The organism is Hungatella effluvii (genome assembly GCF_003201875.1).
Classification (GTDB): Bacteria; Bacillota; Clostridia; order Lachnospirales; family Lachnospiraceae; genus Hungatella; species Hungatella effluvii.
On record NZ_QJKD01000010.1, the window covers coordinates 172,834 to 188,378 of the forward strand.

Sequence of the window (15,545 nt, forward strand, 5' to 3'; positions counted from 1 at the left end):
CGGCCATACTTCCTCAGCGCGGAGTGTGCCTCCTGCCCGGAGGGCTTTTTTGTAATAGGAACACCTTCCTATTACAAAAAAAAGCTCCGCCCCTGGTTAGGGACGAAGCTTGAGTTCGCGGTACCACCCTGATTCCCGCACAGAACGCGCAGGCACTCGGCATACGTAACGTGTATGAACGTCATGACCTACCCGCCGCCTCTTCATAGGGCGGTTTCTGCCATGCTGCTTCAGTGGGAAATTCAAACGCTTATCTGAACTTAAGGGGGCTTACAGCCGGTGACTCCCTCTCTCTGAAAGAAAATAAGGTTCTACTGACACCTTCATTGCATTTATCTGATAAAACTGAATTCATTTTATCCATTGTAACAGGAAATGTCAAGTGGTTTGCGGATTTTTCTTCACAAAGTCGAATCGTTCGATGTATCGTTTCTTATGGGTATCTCTCGTTGCCACACTGACTCCCCAGTATTTCGTGATGTCCTTACGATCCTCTCCTTCCGGTATACAGATGCCTGACGCCCGGTTCGGAAGCGGTGCACACGGCTCGAAATGGATCCCGTCATCGCTGTAATAAAGATACTGCACGCCCTCCGGATCGTTCCAGTCATCTCCATATATCCTTCCCTCGCCCTCCTTGTGCTTGAGTCCGGACAGCAGACAGAGCCCCTCCTGATACGACCAGACAGAAAACGCATGGCCGCGAATAACCGGATTCCCTTCATATCTGTGATACGGGCCTGTAATTGTATCCGCCCAGGCCAGCCCCAGCATGGTTTTATCCCCGTCTGGTTCCATCAAACGGCTTCCCTTAAAATAAACCAGCCATCTGTTCTGGAAAAATACCGCACTTACATCGTCAACAGCCTCGTCATCCCAGTTTCCTTCCTCTTCCCACTGAAGTACCGGCTCATCCCCCATTCTTTCAAACGGGCCTTCCGGTGTATCCGCTGCCGCCAGACCGCAGCACCTTCTCGTAGTCTTCCCCTCGGCGAAATCGGTGCCTACACCGGTATAGAACATATAAAATCTTCCTTTGTCATGAATCACATTGGCTGTCAGGACTCCCGCGCAGTCCCAGCCGCGTTCTGCCGGAAGCAGTGCATCCTTCCCTGCTTCCCAGTGGAAGCCATCTTTCGAAGTACAGCACATGATCTTGCAATCAGCAAAATGATCATAGGGCCGCTCATTGTCATGCTGTGTATACCACAAATAATACGTTCCCTGATCATACAGTATATTGGAGGGATCGTGGTTGTTGTCTGAAGGCAGATTTACGGTCTCCACCGTCTTTCTCTCCACTTCCAGCAGTTCTTTCGGTAATTTCATCATACACTCTTCCTTTCTTTTGCTCAGCTATGTTTTATTTCAAATGTCTTTTTCGTCAGATCAGCGGTGAGAACATCATAAGCAGCACCGTGTCTTCCTATCCTCTACTCCTTCCCTGTTCCTTCCACAATCCCATCAATCATCTGATTATGAAAAATCAGATACAGACCCAGAATCGGCAGAGCGCTAAGCGCCGCTGCCGCCAGAAGCACGCCGTAATTACCATTCATGGAGACATCTCCAATCGACCGCAGCAGGGCTGTAACTGTCAGCTTTTCCTTTTTGGTCGTGATAATAATCGGCCACAGGAATTCATTCCAGGTATTCATAAAGGTCAGAATAGCCAGCGATACGATAGCCGGCTTCAGCATGGGAAAACCAATTCGCATCAGAATCTGATTTTCCCTAGCTCCTTCAATTCTGGCTGCCTCCATGGTTTCCTGCGGAACCGTACCGGAGGCAAACTGCCTCATCATGAAGATTCCAAATGCAGGTATCGCATTGGGTAGAATCATGGACCATAAGTGGTTGACGCCTCCCATCTGCTTTACCAGTAAGTACGTGGGGACCAGCCTCGTCTCCAGCGGAATCATCAATGATGACAGCGTAATGATAAAGAGCACATTTTTAAACGGGAACTGATACTTTGCAAAGGTAAATCCTGCTGCTGTACAGAAAAAACAGGCCAGTGCGGTTGTAGAAACTGCGACAATAACACTGTTCATCATATTCGTCACAAAGGGCCAGTTTGCAAACAACATGCGGTACATCTTAAGCTGGAACCCAGCTGCCGGAAGAATCTTCGGGGACAGCGAGAATATTTCATAATCTTCCTTAAAACTTCCCATAAACATCATCAGGAACGGAAAGCAGGTGACAATGATCACAATCAGCAGCAGCAACAGGGAAATTAGCTTTTTTAAAATAATTTCAGCCTTCTCTTTCTTCATCGTCATTCCTCCGTCCTTCCATAATAATTTTTCACAACAAAGACACTGAGTATTACGAGAAATGCGAACAGAACATACGTAATCGCCGCCGCGTACCCCATTTTTGAGTATTCATATGCATTCTGGTACATGTAGTACACCAGCGTGGTGGATGAATTCATCGGGCCGCCCTGTGTCAGCACCATCACGTCGCCCACATTCTGGAAAATCCAGATGGTTGACATAAGCATAACGAAAAATATCTCCGGAACCATAAGCGGCAGTGTGATTCTAAAAAACTTCGTAAACGCTCCGGCCCCGTCAATGCTGGCAGCTTCCCCCACAGAGCTTGGAATCTTCTGCATTCCAGCCAGCAGTACCAGAGAGAAATAACCGGTCATACGCCATATGTTCATAAATGCTACTGAGACTTTCGACAAGGCAGTGGTATCCAGCCATCCGACAGGACCGATGCCAAAACAGCGTTCCAGCAGTACATTGATCAGTCCGCCCTCCGTGGTAAGCAAAATCCGGAATATAATTGCTGCCACGGCGACAGCAGTGATATACGGCAAAAGGACGATTACCGAATACACTCGTTTGCCGGTCAATCTGGATGAATTCAGGACTGCAGCCAGAATCAGGGCCAGGAAAGTACGTAGCGGAACGATGTAGAGCCATATTAAGACTGTATTCAGCAAGGACTTCCAGAACTTGTCATCCCCCAGCAGCTTTTCGTAATTTTTAAATCCAACGTGGTCAGCGGCCGCCACCGTTCCCAGACCATCGAAATTGGTCAGGCTGATTAAAAAACCGCTGACGGCAGGATAAATATAAAAGACTGCAAACAGAATGAAAAAGGGCATGATCCACAGATAACAGTGTTTGTATTTTTTCATTTCTTTTAATGTACTGGTCATTTAATCAGCCTCCAAACCGGTCAAATCTATCAGATGTCATTTAATTTCTGTTTCATGACCTCAACCGCAGTTTCTGGTGTGTATACACCGTTTAAGAACATCTCTCCGATTATCTCAGACAGCACATTGTTCATCTCGTTGCTTCTCTCGTCTACGAATGGGATATCAGGATCCGTATTCAGAAGGATCTCAGCCAGCTCTGAAACCACAGGTTCTCCGCCGAACGCCTCCCAGCCGTTATCTCTGCTTGCCGCGATGGCGCGGATTCCTTCCATGCAGCCGGTTGCATACTGCGCCATAACTCCATCTTCGTTTACATTGGAAAACTTCTCAGCCGCCTCTTTCGTAAGTGCAAGATAACGGACTACATCTTTTGCTGCCTCTAAGTGTTTCGTATTTTTATTGATCGTATAGTACTCCGTATTGTTGATATACGTCTCTCTTCCATTTTCCGCGAATTTCATCGGTTCTGCAATCGCCAGATGACCGTAACCGCCCTGACCATTTGGGTCTACGTTCGTCACATAGTAAGCAGCATGTGCTGCGACAGATGGAAACGCGGCGATCTTGCCGGCATTGAAAGCAGTCCAGTATGCCTCGCTGTTGCCCTGCTGGCTCGTATGCCAGATCCCGGCGTCGTAGCATTTTTTCATCAGTTCCAGAGCTTCCTTCCCCTTGTCCAGAGACACATTGCCCTCTGAATCCAGGACCTGGCCTCCCAGCATATAGATGAAATTCTGAAATACCTCGTTGCAGCCGCTGTCCGCCGGATCAAATGCACCCGCATAGTAACCGTTTTCCTTCAGCATTACCGCCTGGTTAAAATAATCGTCAAAGGTTTTCGGCGTAGTCAGTCCCAGTTCGTCATAGATATCCTGTCTGTACATAAATACATACTGGTTAGTCACCTGATTGGGTATTCCATATACTTTTCCATCCATGATTACCGGATCCATGACTGGAAGCACCTCTCCCTCCGTAAACATATCTGAGAGATCCACGAGATACCCCGCCTTGGCAAACTGCGGCGCATACAGATCATGTACAATCATGATATCCGGCGTACTTTCATCGTTTGACAGCTGAAGCTTCATTTTTGTCGGATATTCCGCATAGGAGTATTTTTCAAAATTGATCTTCACATTTGGATGTTCTGTCAAATAATCCCGGAGTACAATTTCTGCCACGGATACGAGATGGGCGCCTCCCATCATCGTCAGCTCGATTTCTCCCTCTTCTTTTGCCTCCGCCCCGCTCATCGTCGTTTCTGCTGTTTCCCCGTTTTTTGTTTCGTTACTGCTTCCACCGCAGCCAGTCAGTGACATACACCCCAATACTACGGCAATCCCCATTGCTAACCCTCGTTTTTTCATAGATACGAAACCTCCTTGTTTGGTATATTCTTTATTCTTATTTCATTTTTTATGATTTCCAGCCGCTCCGGATCCACTCTTCCCACCTGCTTCTCCATGGCATTGGCGATGCCGCAGGCCATGGAAAAACGAAATATCTCTTCCATGCTCCAGCTCTTTCTCAGGCCTATGGCAAATCCTGCTACCGTCGAATCCCCGCTTCCTATGGTGGAAGTTACTGATACACTGGGAATAACCGCTTCCCAGCAGCCCTCCCTTCCGGCCAGTATTCCGCCCTCCGATCCCAGGGAGACCAACACATAAGCCACGCCATCCTGAACAAGCTGTAAAGCCAGCTTCCTCACTGCCGTCCGGTCGGACACCGGTTCCATTCCAAACAGTTCAAATAATTCCTGCATATTGGGTTTATAAAAATAATAACCGTCTTTTCTCAATTGTTCTACGGTTACGCTGTTTGTATCCAGAAAGCATCTGGCTTCCTTCCATTGACACATTGCACTTATTTCACTGTACAGGCTATCCGGCGCGCCTTCAATTGTCATACCGGAGCAGATCACAATATCGTCTCTCTGCAAGTCCTCCCGAAGCCGGCACAGCAGCTGCTCCACCTGCCTCTTCTCTACGGTCGGCCCCTGCTCAACCAGTTCGGACTCTCTTCCCTGTTCCAGATCGATGATATTAATCGTCTCTCTCGTATTGCCGTTTATCTCGATCAGACAGGCATCGATCCCTTCCTTTTCCATAAAGGCCCGGATCATTCTTCCGTTACTGCCAGCGATAAATCCGTACAGAGCCACAGGCTCCCCGCACTGTTTGCATACCTTGGCGACATTGATACCTTTCCCTCCTATAGATACCTCTCTCAACAGGTGGAAGTATTTTTTTCCCGGTTCAAAACCATTGACATGGTAAGATCGGTCGATTACCGGGTTTAAACAGATTGCCCGAATCATTGACTCACCCCCTCTTTCACCCAGTTGTGCCCAGAGCTCCCCGTCACCTGACTCATTTTCCACATGACCTCTTCCTTCCACGCATCCTTTCCCTGTTTTAAATAGACGCGGGGATCGTATTTATCGGGCTGTTCCCTAAGAACTCTGCGCACCGCACCGGTAAATGCAAGGAAATTGTCCACATCCATATTGGCCTTGCAAACTCCATATTCTGCGGACCGGCGTATACTGCTCTCACTGCAGTTTTTCATCACCTCCACACGGCCGCCCTGTTCGTTTACATATTCAATCAGATGCAGGGGAAGGGAAGCTGCTCCGTGTAATACCAACGGAAAGCCTGGCAGTTCAGCCTGAATCCGTTCCAGAACTTCCATATGCAGAGGCAGATTTTCTGCCGCCTTTACTCCGCCGTGTGAGGTTCCGGCCGACACAGCCAGGCTGTCACAGCCGGTCAGAGCAACGAATCGCTTCGCAGCGTCCGGATTTGTAAATTCCACATGATCTGCAAAGATTTCGTCCTCGAATCCAGGCAGACGTCCCAGCTCCGCTTCCACACAGACACCCCTTGCATGGGCATATTCCACGACTTCCCTTGTAAACCGTACATTCTCTTCAAAGGTAAGATGGGATCCATCAAACATGACCCCTCCCACACCTGCATCAACCGCCTGCATAGCTGCTTCTGCCGTCGGACAGTGATCGTGATTGATTCCTACAGGAACCGATACACTTAAAGCGGCAATCTTCATCACCTCTATAAACTGCCTGAAATCCGGAACGTATTTCCGTGCCCCCATGGACACCTGAAGTATGACAGGCGACTGCTCTTCCTCCGCCGCTTCCAGCACCGCACACAGACTGTCATAGTTAAATACATTAAACGCTCCCACAATGTAACGGCGTTTCATGGCATCTACGTACAGCTGATCCAATTGAACAATCATTATTTGCCTCCTTTTATAGAAAACGTTTTCTATTAATTTAAAAAAATAATGGGTTCCTATGGGAAGGAAAACCGGAGTCCACTGAATCTCTTCTGCTCCGTTCTTTCCTTCCCTGTTCCGGCGCACCTCTATCTGAAAATATTTCTCAGCTAAGGCTCCGAATTGAATTACCATGTTTTAACTTCAGAGGCAGTTCATAATGGCAGAAATCCTCCTTCTCCCCCTTCAGCCTCATTAAGACCAGCTCTCCTGCCAGCTGCCCGATCCGGAATGGATCCTGAACCACAGATTCAATCTGAGGCTGAATCAACTGGTGCATCGGCAATTCGCCAAACGAGACCACCGATACGTCTTCTGGAATCCGGAGATTCAGTTCCTCCAATGCCAGCAGAGTACCTTCTGTCATCACATTATTAGCACAAAATACTGCTGTTGGCTTTAACCCATTTCCGGCAAAGATCTGCTTCACCCACTGCCTGGCGTCGTCACTGGTAAAGCCGCCTCTGCTGACCCATTCCTCTCTCAGAGGCAGTCCATAGGCCTGCATCGCCATGCGGACGCCTTCCAGTCGTTCCTTACCAGAACTGATATTCATCAATACATTGTTGACTGCAATCTCCGTGTGACCTTTCTGTATCAGCGCCTCCACCAGCTGGTAAGAAGAATCCCGGTTGTCCTCCACCACAATATCTGCCTGAAGCCCCGGAACCTTACGGTCGATTGCAATAACCGGCGTTCCATTCCCGGCAATATTGTTTAAATGAGAGGAACTGCTGTCGGAAGAAGCGATCACCAGCGCATCCACACAGCGCTCCTCAAACATAGAGAGAATCTGATGTTCCTTCTCCACGTTTCCGTCGCTGCTCGCATAAATAATCTGATAACCCTGAGCGGAAACGACATCTTCCAGCTTTCTCGCTGCCTTCATGAAGAAACGGTTCGAAATATCCGCCACCACCAGACCTATGATACCGGTATTATTGCTTTTCAAACTTCTGGCCACCAGGTTCGGCCTGTATCCCAGTTCAGCTACCGCTCTCTCAATCTTCTCCCTGGCTTCCGCACTCACCGGATAATTATTATTGAGTGCCCGCGACACGGTGGTTATGGACATACCCGCGTGGGCTGCCACTTCTTTTATCGTAACATTTTTCACATCGCACGCTCCTACAGAAAACGATTTCTATGTTTATTATAACCAGCTCCACTCCACTTGTCAATATGATTTTTTAATTTTCTGTTTACAGACGGTTGCTGCTCCTTGCTCCATCCCTGCTGCAGTGGTCATCATCTCTGTTGTCTTTTGAAGCTGCATATTTTAACAATGTCCACTATACTTAAGCCATATAAAAAATAGTAAATATTTAGGGTATATAAAATATTATTTTCAGCCGGGAAAGCCCATAAAATCAGCATTAACGTTGTATATGATACAATCCTGAAACGGGTAAATTGGTGCCCGAATGGTGCCCAAGTGAACCAACAGGGTTATAAACCGTAGTTTGAAGTAATGAAACGAAATGAGCCGTTTGACATTTTCACGCGCATATATTAGAATAAAAAAACCGGGTTATATGTTGTACGCTTTAGGCGGATAAGGCGCAGAACGACAAATCGAAAATTGTGGAGGAAAAAGATAATGGCAAAAGAAAAGGGTTCATTTAAAGAATTTCTATCGGCAGTTGCGCCAGAACACCAAGCGTTTGTCGAGAAACTTAATACCAAACTTATTGAACAGGGATGTGCTCTTGTAATTAAGGAAGCAAAAAGCGGTTATACTGCTTCATATCAACTAGAGAAGAAAACAGTGATGAACTGGGTGTTTCGCAAGTCTGGTATTTTGGCACGGATTTACGGTGACAATGCTGGTAAGTATGAGGATACAATCGCTTCTCTGCCTGCTGATATGCAAAAGAAAATGACTACTTCCCGTGACTGCAAGAGATTGATTGACCCTAATGCTTGTAGTGATACCTGTGTTAAAGGTTTTATCTATGCCTTGAATGGCGATACACATAAAAAATGCCGTAATGACGGAATGTTTTTCCTGCTGACAAATGAAACAGCGGAGCATATAGCCGGTCTGGTCTGTGCAGAGGTTAATGTACGTAAGTCAGCTTTATAACGACAGAAAAGTTAAGACCAATAGTATGTTGTTTGACAGATTTAAAGCGTTGGCTCAGGCTTGCTATAAAAGCGAAACACCATCGAAGAATTTGCAAATATGATCTAAAAAGAAAAGTACAGAGAACATCTTCACTTATGTAACCGACGATGTTCTCTGTACTTTTTTTATGGCTGATCCGCTCTTTCTATTGAATCAAACACTGATTCTCATCAAACCCATCCGCATACATACTGTCCTTATAAATCTCATCCAGCGTATCAAAGCGGAAGGTTCCCGCCTTCACCTTATAGAACTTCTTCTCCTCCGGAATATAGAACATCCCACTCTTATCCACGTTTATGGCTGCAATCTGTTCTGTATCCGCCGAAAAATATATCTGGTACGTAGTTGCCTCGTCCAGCTGGCCGTTCGGGACCTCCTCTAAGGAGAAGCCTGTAAATAAGTCGGCCACCGCTTTAATCCTGTCTTTTTCCTCGCTGAAGAACGAATAACACACAGAGCCATAGTATATGGAAACCGCTTCCGACTTCTCTGTATCGATCGGTATGCCGGAAAGCACCTCTCCGTCTGCCGGCGCCGCACCTGTTATGGGCTGTGCCTGCCCGGCCCCGCTGCCCGCGGCAGCTGTATCCCCGGAGTTCCCCTTATCCGCCGTGTCGATCTTTTGAAATCCCGCGGCACCGCCCGACGCTTCTGTCGTATCCGCTCCCGCACCGTTCTTTCCTGCATGATCCGCATCTGACGCAGCAGCCTCTGTTCCACCGACGGCGCTGTCAGCAGCCGTCTCTGATCCGCCGCCGACGCTGCTCACATCCGGTGCTTTCGCTGAAGCACCGCAGGCGGTCGCCGTTAGCGCGGCCGCCATGAAAAACCCTATAAAAGCCGCGTAGTGTCCTGTTTTTTTCATTTGTCCAATCACCTCTGTCCTGTCTGATCCGATCATACGGCAAACTGGCTGTTGTACAGTTCCGCATAGAAACCGTTCTTCTCAAGCAGACTCTCATGAGTCCCCTGCTCAATGATATGGCCGTCCCGCATGACCAGAATTACATCTGCCTCCCTTATGGTAGAAAGACGGTGGGCCACGATAAAGCTGGTCCTGCCTTCCATCATCTTGGAAAATGCCTTCTGAATCCGTATCTCAGTTCTCGTATCAATGGAAGACGTGGCCTCGTCAAGAATCAGCATGGGCGGCAGACACAGCATCACGCGCGCTATGCACAGGAGCTGCTTCTGTCCCTGGGACAAATTGCTTCCGTCCTCAGAGATAACCGTATCGTACCCATCCTTCATTCGTTTGATAAAGCTGTGGGCATGAGCCTCCTTCGCCGCTTTGACCACTTCCTCATCCGTCGCTTCCGGCCTTCCATATGCGATATTATCACGAATTGTGCCGGATTTCAACCATGTTTCCTGGAGGACCATGCCGTAGCTCGTTCTTAAGCTCTTTCTCGTAATCTCCCGCACATCGGTTCCATCCACTTGAATCGAACCGGAATCCACATCGTAGAAACGCATGAGCAGGTTGATGACCGTACTCTTTCCGCATCCCGTCGGCCCCACGATGGCGACACGCTGCCCCGGTTTTACTTCCAGATTCATATTCTCGATCAGCGGTATTTCCGGATCATAGGAGAAATTCACATCGCTCAGAGACACTTCCCCTTTTACCTCCGACAGGACGGCTGCATCCGGCGCATCCGGAATCTGTGGCTCCTCATCGATCAGTTCAAAGACGCGGGCCGCCGAGGCCAATGCGTTCTGAAGCTCCGTCACCACGCCGGAAATCTCATTAAATGGCTTCGTATACTGGTTTGCATAGCTTAAAAAGCTGGAGAGCTGCCCCACCGACAAATAACCGGAAATAGCCGCAAACGCCCCTGCAATTCCCACGCTGGCGTACACCAGGCTGTTGACGAACCGGGTAGCCGGATTGGTAATGGAAGAAAAAAATGTAGCCTTAAGTCCCCACACCCGCAGGCGCTCGTTAATTTCCTCGAACTGGGACTGAGCCTCCGACTCATAGCCAAATGCTAAAACCACCTTCTGGCTGCCAAGCATTTCTTCCACAAGGGAGGTGAGTTCGCCCCTCGTCTGCGATTGTTTCCGGAACATGGTGTAAGTCCTCTTTGCAATAAAGCTTGCCACAAACAGAGAGACCGGGGTAACCAAAATTACGACAACCGCTATGGCCGGATTGATTGTAAACATGAAAATAAGGGTTCCTAAAATCGTAAGGATACCTGTAAACAGCTGCGTAAATCCCATCAAAAGTCCATCGGAAAACTGGTCGATGTCGGCAATCAGGCGGCTGATGATATCGCCGTGGGAATGGGAATCGATGTATTTGAGCGGCAGGCTTTCCACCTTTGCAAACGCCCGGACCCGGATATCCTTTACCACACGGTATGTGATGATATTGTTGATATGGCTCATAAGCCACTGGGACACCGCGGTAACCAGGATAATGACGCCAATCTTCATGAGAATTCCGCCCATAACGGCAAAATCCACATTTCCCGGTGCAAGAATGCAGTCAATGGCTTTACCGGTCAAAATCGGCACATAGAGAGTCAGGACCACCGTGATCAATGCACAGGCCAGTGAAGCCAGGACGCCCCATTTATACCGGCCGATGCTGGAGAGAATCCGCCGTATGGTCGTTTTATGCTTTTTCATATTCATCCTACTGCACCTCCTCCTTCGAAAGCTGGGACAGACAGATTTCCCGGTAAATCTCACAGTTTTCAAACAGCTCCTTATGGGTTCCGCATCCCACCATGGCGCCGTCATCCAGGACGACAATCTGATCCGCGTTCCGGATCGTGGTTGCACGCTGGGATACGATGAATACAGTCATATCCTGTGTTCTCTCCTTAATGGCCTTCCGAAGTCTGGCGTCCGTAGCAAAATCCAGGGCCGACGCGCTGTCATCCATGATCAGGATCTCCGGTTTCCTGACCAGCGCTCTGGCAATCGTGAGGCGCTGTCTCTGCCCGCCGGATAGGTTCTTGCCGCCGGCCTGGATGTAGAGCTCCAGTCCCTCGGCCTTTTCTTCCACGAATTCAAGGGCCTGAGCCGTCTTAAGCGCTTCATAGATCTCATCGTCTGTGGCGTTTTTCTTTCCCCACTGCATGTTCTCCCGCAGTGTCCCGTGGAATAACACCGCCTTCTGCGGAACGACCCCCGCCTTGCCGCGCAGCTGATCCAGCGGATACTCCCTGACATCGTGGCCGTCCACCAATACCCCGCCCTCCGTCGCATCGTAGAAACGGGGAATCAGATTGACAAGCGTCGATTTACCCGATCCCGTACCGCCGATGATCCCCACGGTCTGCCCTTTCGTCACGGAAAATGAGAGGTTGCTTAAGGCCGGTTCCCTCGCTCCGTCATAGGTAAATGTCATATCTTTAAATTCTACCGCCGGAGCGCCCTCGCCGGCTTCCAGACACGTATGGTTCTTCTCCGTGATTCCCGGCTTCTGCTCGAACACGGCGCTGATCCGGTTCGCGCAGGCCAGCGCTTTGGAAATGGTGATAATGAGATTGGCCAGCTTCACCAGCTCCACCAGAATCTGGGACATGTAGTTCACCAGAGCCACCACCTCGCCCTGAGTGATAATCCCGCGGTTCACTTCCTTCGCTCCGGTCTGTATCAGCACAATAATGCCCAGGTTGATAATCACATAGGTAAGCGGATTTAAAAGGGAGGAAATCTTCCCGACAAACACCTGGATTTTCACCAGCTTTCCGTTTTCCTCATCAAACCGGCGGCCTTCATCCTCCTGCCGGTTAAATGCCCGGATCACCCGGACGCCGCTTAGATTTTCCCTGGCGGTCAGAAGCACGCGGTCCAGCTGCCGCTGTACCTTTTTATAGAGAGGCATGCTGATTAACATGATGCCAAATACAACCACGGACAGCACCGGTATGACAACGACAAAAATCAGAGCCGCCTTCACATCGATGGTAAAGGCCATGGCCATGGCCCCGAACACGATGAAAGGAGACCTCAAAAAGAGGCGTAAAAACAAATTAACTCCTGACTGTACCTGGTTTGCGTCACTCGTCATGCGGGTGATTAACGTGGCCGTCCCCGCCTTATCGAGCTCCGCATAGGAGAGGCTGCCGATGTGGGAGAACAGGTCATTTCGCAGTGCCGTACCGAATCCCGCGGCCGCCTTTGCAGCAAAATACTGGGCCGTGATGGAACAGACCAGCCCCACAACACCAAGAAGCACCAGAATTCCGCCCATTTTTAAGATATAGGGGAGGTCCTGTGTCTTAATTCCGACATCGATTACTTTCGCCATCACAAGAGGCACCATCAGCTCAAAACTGGCCTCCAGAAGCTTAAATAACGGCCCTAAGAAGCTTTCCAGCCGGTATTCCCTTAAGTATTTCAGGAGTTTTTTCATTTATCCTTCCTCCGGATTCATATGTTTTTAGAATAATTCATTGTAATATTATAGCATTCTGGTATAATATTACAAGTATCTATTGCAGAAAAATAATGAGTACTCTCGTAAACTCTTTGTACCCGGCTTTGTGAGATGATTTTTTGTCAGGTGTGCACGAATTTATGAGGCGTACGCGGCGCGTACGTTGATTAAATTTGGGTGCAGCTGGCGGAAAATCAGCCGCAAAGCTGGGTGCAGGAGAGTTTACGAGAGTGCTCCTATTAAAGAGGTGTATTCCATGGGACAGATGAATTCAAGGCAGCTCTATTATTTTACAGTGATTGCGGAAACGGGCAGTTTTACGGCGGCAGCAAAAAAGCTGGGGCTGTCTCAGCCGCCGCTCAGCAAGCAGATCATGATGCTGGAGGAAGACTTAGGCGTCCGTCTTCTGACCCGCGGGGCAAGGAAGGCCGAGCTTACCGAGGCCGGTTCCTATCTCTATTCCCGGGCTAAGGATATCCTGTCCATGATGGATACGGCCGCTGATGAGCTCCAGAATTTCCCATCCTCATCGAAGGGAATCTTAAAGCTGGGAACGATCTCCTCCTCCGGCAGCTTTCTGGCGGACAGCATCCTGCCGGGCTTCTGCCGGCTTCATCCCAATGTTCGTTTTGAAATCTCCGAGGGGAACACTTACGAGCTTCTGGAAAAGCTGAAAAACGGCATCATCGAATGTGCTGTGGTTCGAACACCGTTTAATACTGACGGTTTTCACTGTGTCTTCGGATCAGAAGAACCGCTTACGGCAGTCGGAGTTTCCTCCTGGTTTGACGCGATCCCAGGCGGCACAATCCGTCTTACAGACCTGGCCGGAAAGCCTCTCATCTATTATCGGCGCTTTGACGCTATCATATCCATGGCGTTCCAGAATATCGGCGCAGCACCTAATATCTTCTGCCGCAATGACGACGCCAGGACGTGTCTCCAATGGGCTGGCGCCGGCTTAGGCGTAGCCCTGGTGCCGGAATCCATCAGCAGCATGAGGCCGGCCGAAGGCCTGACAGTCCGGATTATCGATTCTCCGGAAACCGTCACCCGCATGACCGCCATATATAAAAAAAATGGCTATGTTTCAAACATAGCCAAAGAATTTGTAACTTATTTTGAAGCGCACTCTAGAGTGTGTTTATTTCAATCCACATTATGAGCCCATATATCGCTCATAATGACAGACAGCGTTGCTGTCTTTTATCTGGTTTCCAGATAAGCTTGACCTCATGTCAGTGGGGATATATGCCCACCACTGCCGTTAAGCTTCACAGCCTTCCCAAACACGAAGAATCCGATGAGAAACATCACGGCCAGAATCGCAACACCGCCGTTGCTCTTTCCCGTAATCTGAGCGAATAATCCCATCAGAGCCGTTCCCATGAAAGAAGCGCCCTTTCCGCAGATATCAAAAATACCGAAAAATTCTCCCGATTTCTCAGGCGGAATGATTCTGGCAAAATACGACCGTGACAGCGCCTGGATCGCCCCCTGGAACATGCCGACGCAAACAGCCAGCACCCAGAACTCATACTGCTTATCCAGCTGAATCGCATAAAGCGCAATACAAAGGTATGCAAGAATACACAGGCGGATGAGTTTTTCCGTCCTGTACTTCTTCGCCGCTTTGCCGAACAACAGCGCAAATGGGAACGCTACGATCTGAGTTAAAAGAAGCGCCAGCAAAAGTCCCTGGGAATTGAGCCCCAAAGAGCTTCCATAAGCCGTAGCCATCTCGATAATGGTATAGACCCCGTCAATATAGAAGAAGTATGCAATCATGAAAACAAAGATCTTTTTATGATTCTTCAAATCAAGAAGCGTATGCCCCAGGCGGCGCAGGCTCTCCTTCACCACTCCGCGTCCCGACTCCGCGTTGCCCGTATAGTGAACCTGTTTGTAGTGGCGGAGCAGGGGCACCGTCACCAGGAACCACCACAGGGCGTTGATGATGAGCGCAATCACCATGGCAGTCACCATAGTGATGCCGATCTTTTCATAGAACAGAACAAACACAAGGCTGAACACAAACGGAACACAGCTTCCGATATACCCCCATGCAAACCCATGAGAGGACACCGCGTCCAGACGTTCCGGCGTCGTGATATCCGGAAGCATGGAATCGTAGAACACCAGACTCGCAGAGTAGCCCACCTTTGCAATCACAAATACCACCAAAAATACAATCCAGGATTTTGGTATGGCAAGTGCGGCACATCCCAGAACGCCCACCATCATACAGATCATAAATATCGGTTTCTTATACCCCTTCGTATCGGCAATGGCGCCGCAGACCGGTCCGATAAAGGCCACCAGCAGCGTAGCAATCGAGGCTGCATATCCCCAATAGGCCAGATAATCCACCTCGGAGACGCCCTCCAGTCCCGCCAGATAATTAAAGTAAATGGGCAAAATCGTCGTCGCAAGCAGCACGAATGCGGAATTTCCTACATCGTACAGAATCCAGTCTATCTCCATTTTTGTAAGCTTTTCTTTTTTCTCCTGTCCCATGTAAGGTTTCC

General features: G+C 49.1%; 13 protein-coding genes and 1 other annotated feature. Of the genes, 2 read left to right on the top strand and 11 right to left on the bottom strand.

Annotation, left to right across the window (positions count from 1 at the left end; translation table 11 throughout):
- Positions 1-95: 95 nt before the first annotated feature.
- Positions 96-336, bottom strand: a binding site (T-box leader).
- A 42-nt stretch (positions 337-378) separates the two neighbouring features.
- The 7 genes from DFR60_RS18855 to DFR60_RS18885 all read right to left on the bottom strand — a co-directional run bounded on the left by DFR60_RS18855 (position 379) and on the right by DFR60_RS18885 (position 7,604).
- Complete coding sequence (locus tag DFR60_RS18855; RefSeq protein WP_110324285.1) at positions 379-1,332, bottom strand: family 43 glycosylhydrolase; 954 nt, start codon at positions 1,330-1,332, stop codon at positions 379-381.
- Between the two features lie 101 nt (positions 1,333-1,433).
- A complete protein-coding gene (locus tag DFR60_RS18860) occupies positions 1,434-2,279 on the bottom strand; it encodes a carbohydrate ABC transporter permease (RefSeq protein ID WP_167437647.1) in 846 nt (281 codons plus the stop codon).
- A gap of 2 nt (positions 2,280-2,281) precedes the next feature.
- Positions 2,282-3,178 carry a carbohydrate ABC transporter permease gene (locus tag DFR60_RS18865; protein ID WP_110324287.1) on the bottom strand — a complete coding sequence of 299 codons (897 nt, stop codon included), beginning with the start codon at positions 3,176-3,178 and terminating at the stop codon, positions 2,282-2,284.
- Between the two features lie 29 nt (positions 3,179-3,207).
- Complete coding sequence (locus DFR60_RS18870; RefSeq protein ID WP_110324288.1) at positions 3,208-4,551, bottom strand: ABC transporter substrate-binding protein; 1,344 nt, start codon at positions 4,549-4,551, stop codon at positions 3,208-3,210.
- Entirely contained in the window at positions 4,548-5,504 is a 957-nt protein-coding gene (locus DFR60_RS18875) for a 1-phosphofructokinase family hexose kinase (RefSeq protein WP_110324289.1), read from the bottom strand. Before DFR60_RS18875 ends, DFR60_RS18870 begins: the two co-directional genes overlap by 4 nt.
- On the bottom strand, positions 5,501-6,448 hold the full coding sequence (locus DFR60_RS18880; RefSeq protein WP_167437648.1) for a class II fructose-bisphosphate aldolase: 948 nt from the start codon (positions 6,446-6,448) through the stop codon (positions 5,501-5,503). Before DFR60_RS18880 ends, DFR60_RS18875 begins: the two co-directional genes overlap by 4 nt.
- A gap of 145 nt (positions 6,449-6,593) precedes the next feature.
- A complete protein-coding gene (locus DFR60_RS18885) occupies positions 6,594-7,604 on the bottom strand; it encodes a LacI family DNA-binding transcriptional regulator (RefSeq protein ID WP_110324291.1) in 1,011 nt (336 codons plus the stop codon).
- Between the two features lie 483 nt (positions 7,605-8,087).
- On the opposite strand from DFR60_RS18885, the gene DFR60_RS18890 reads away from it, so the two are divergent.
- The gene (locus DFR60_RS18890) at positions 8,088-8,573 is read left to right on the top strand and encodes a hypothetical protein (protein ID WP_110324292.1); all 486 of its coding nucleotides are present in this window, start codon (positions 8,088-8,090) and stop codon (positions 8,571-8,573) included.
- 187 nt (positions 8,574-8,760) lie between these two features.
- Here the strand turns inward: DFR60_RS18890 and DFR60_RS18895 are convergent, their stop codons facing one another.
- From DFR60_RS18895 to DFR60_RS18905, 3 genes are read right to left on the bottom strand one after another with little or no spacing between them, the layout of a single operon-like run.
- Positions 8,761-9,483 carry a hypothetical protein gene (locus DFR60_RS18895; RefSeq protein WP_110324293.1) on the bottom strand — a complete coding sequence of 241 codons (723 nt, stop codon included), beginning with the start codon at positions 9,481-9,483 and terminating at the stop codon, positions 8,761-8,763.
- 32 nt (positions 9,484-9,515) lie between these two features.
- Positions 9,516-11,261, bottom strand: coding sequence for an ABC transporter ATP-binding protein (locus DFR60_RS18900; RefSeq protein ID WP_110324294.1), 1,746 nt, complete (start codon positions 11,259-11,261; stop codon positions 9,516-9,518).
- Between the two features lies 1 nt (position 11,262).
- Complete coding sequence (locus DFR60_RS18905; protein WP_110324295.1) at positions 11,263-12,993, bottom strand: ABC transporter ATP-binding protein; 1,731 nt, start codon at positions 12,991-12,993, stop codon at positions 11,263-11,265.
- Between the two features lie 280 nt (positions 12,994-13,273).
- Between DFR60_RS18905 and DFR60_RS18910 the strand changes: the two genes are divergently transcribed.
- A complete protein-coding gene (locus tag DFR60_RS18910) occupies positions 13,274-14,182 on the top strand; it encodes a LysR family transcriptional regulator (RefSeq protein ID WP_110324296.1) in 909 nt (302 codons plus the stop codon).
- 68 nt (positions 14,183-14,250) lie between these two features.
- On the opposite strand, the gene DFR60_RS18915 is transcribed toward DFR60_RS18910, so the two are convergent.
- A complete protein-coding gene (locus tag DFR60_RS18915; RefSeq protein ID WP_002603786.1) occupies positions 14,251-15,534 on the bottom strand; it encodes an MFS transporter in 1,284 nt (427 codons plus the stop codon).
- Between the last annotated feature and the right edge of the window lie 11 nt (positions 15,535-15,545).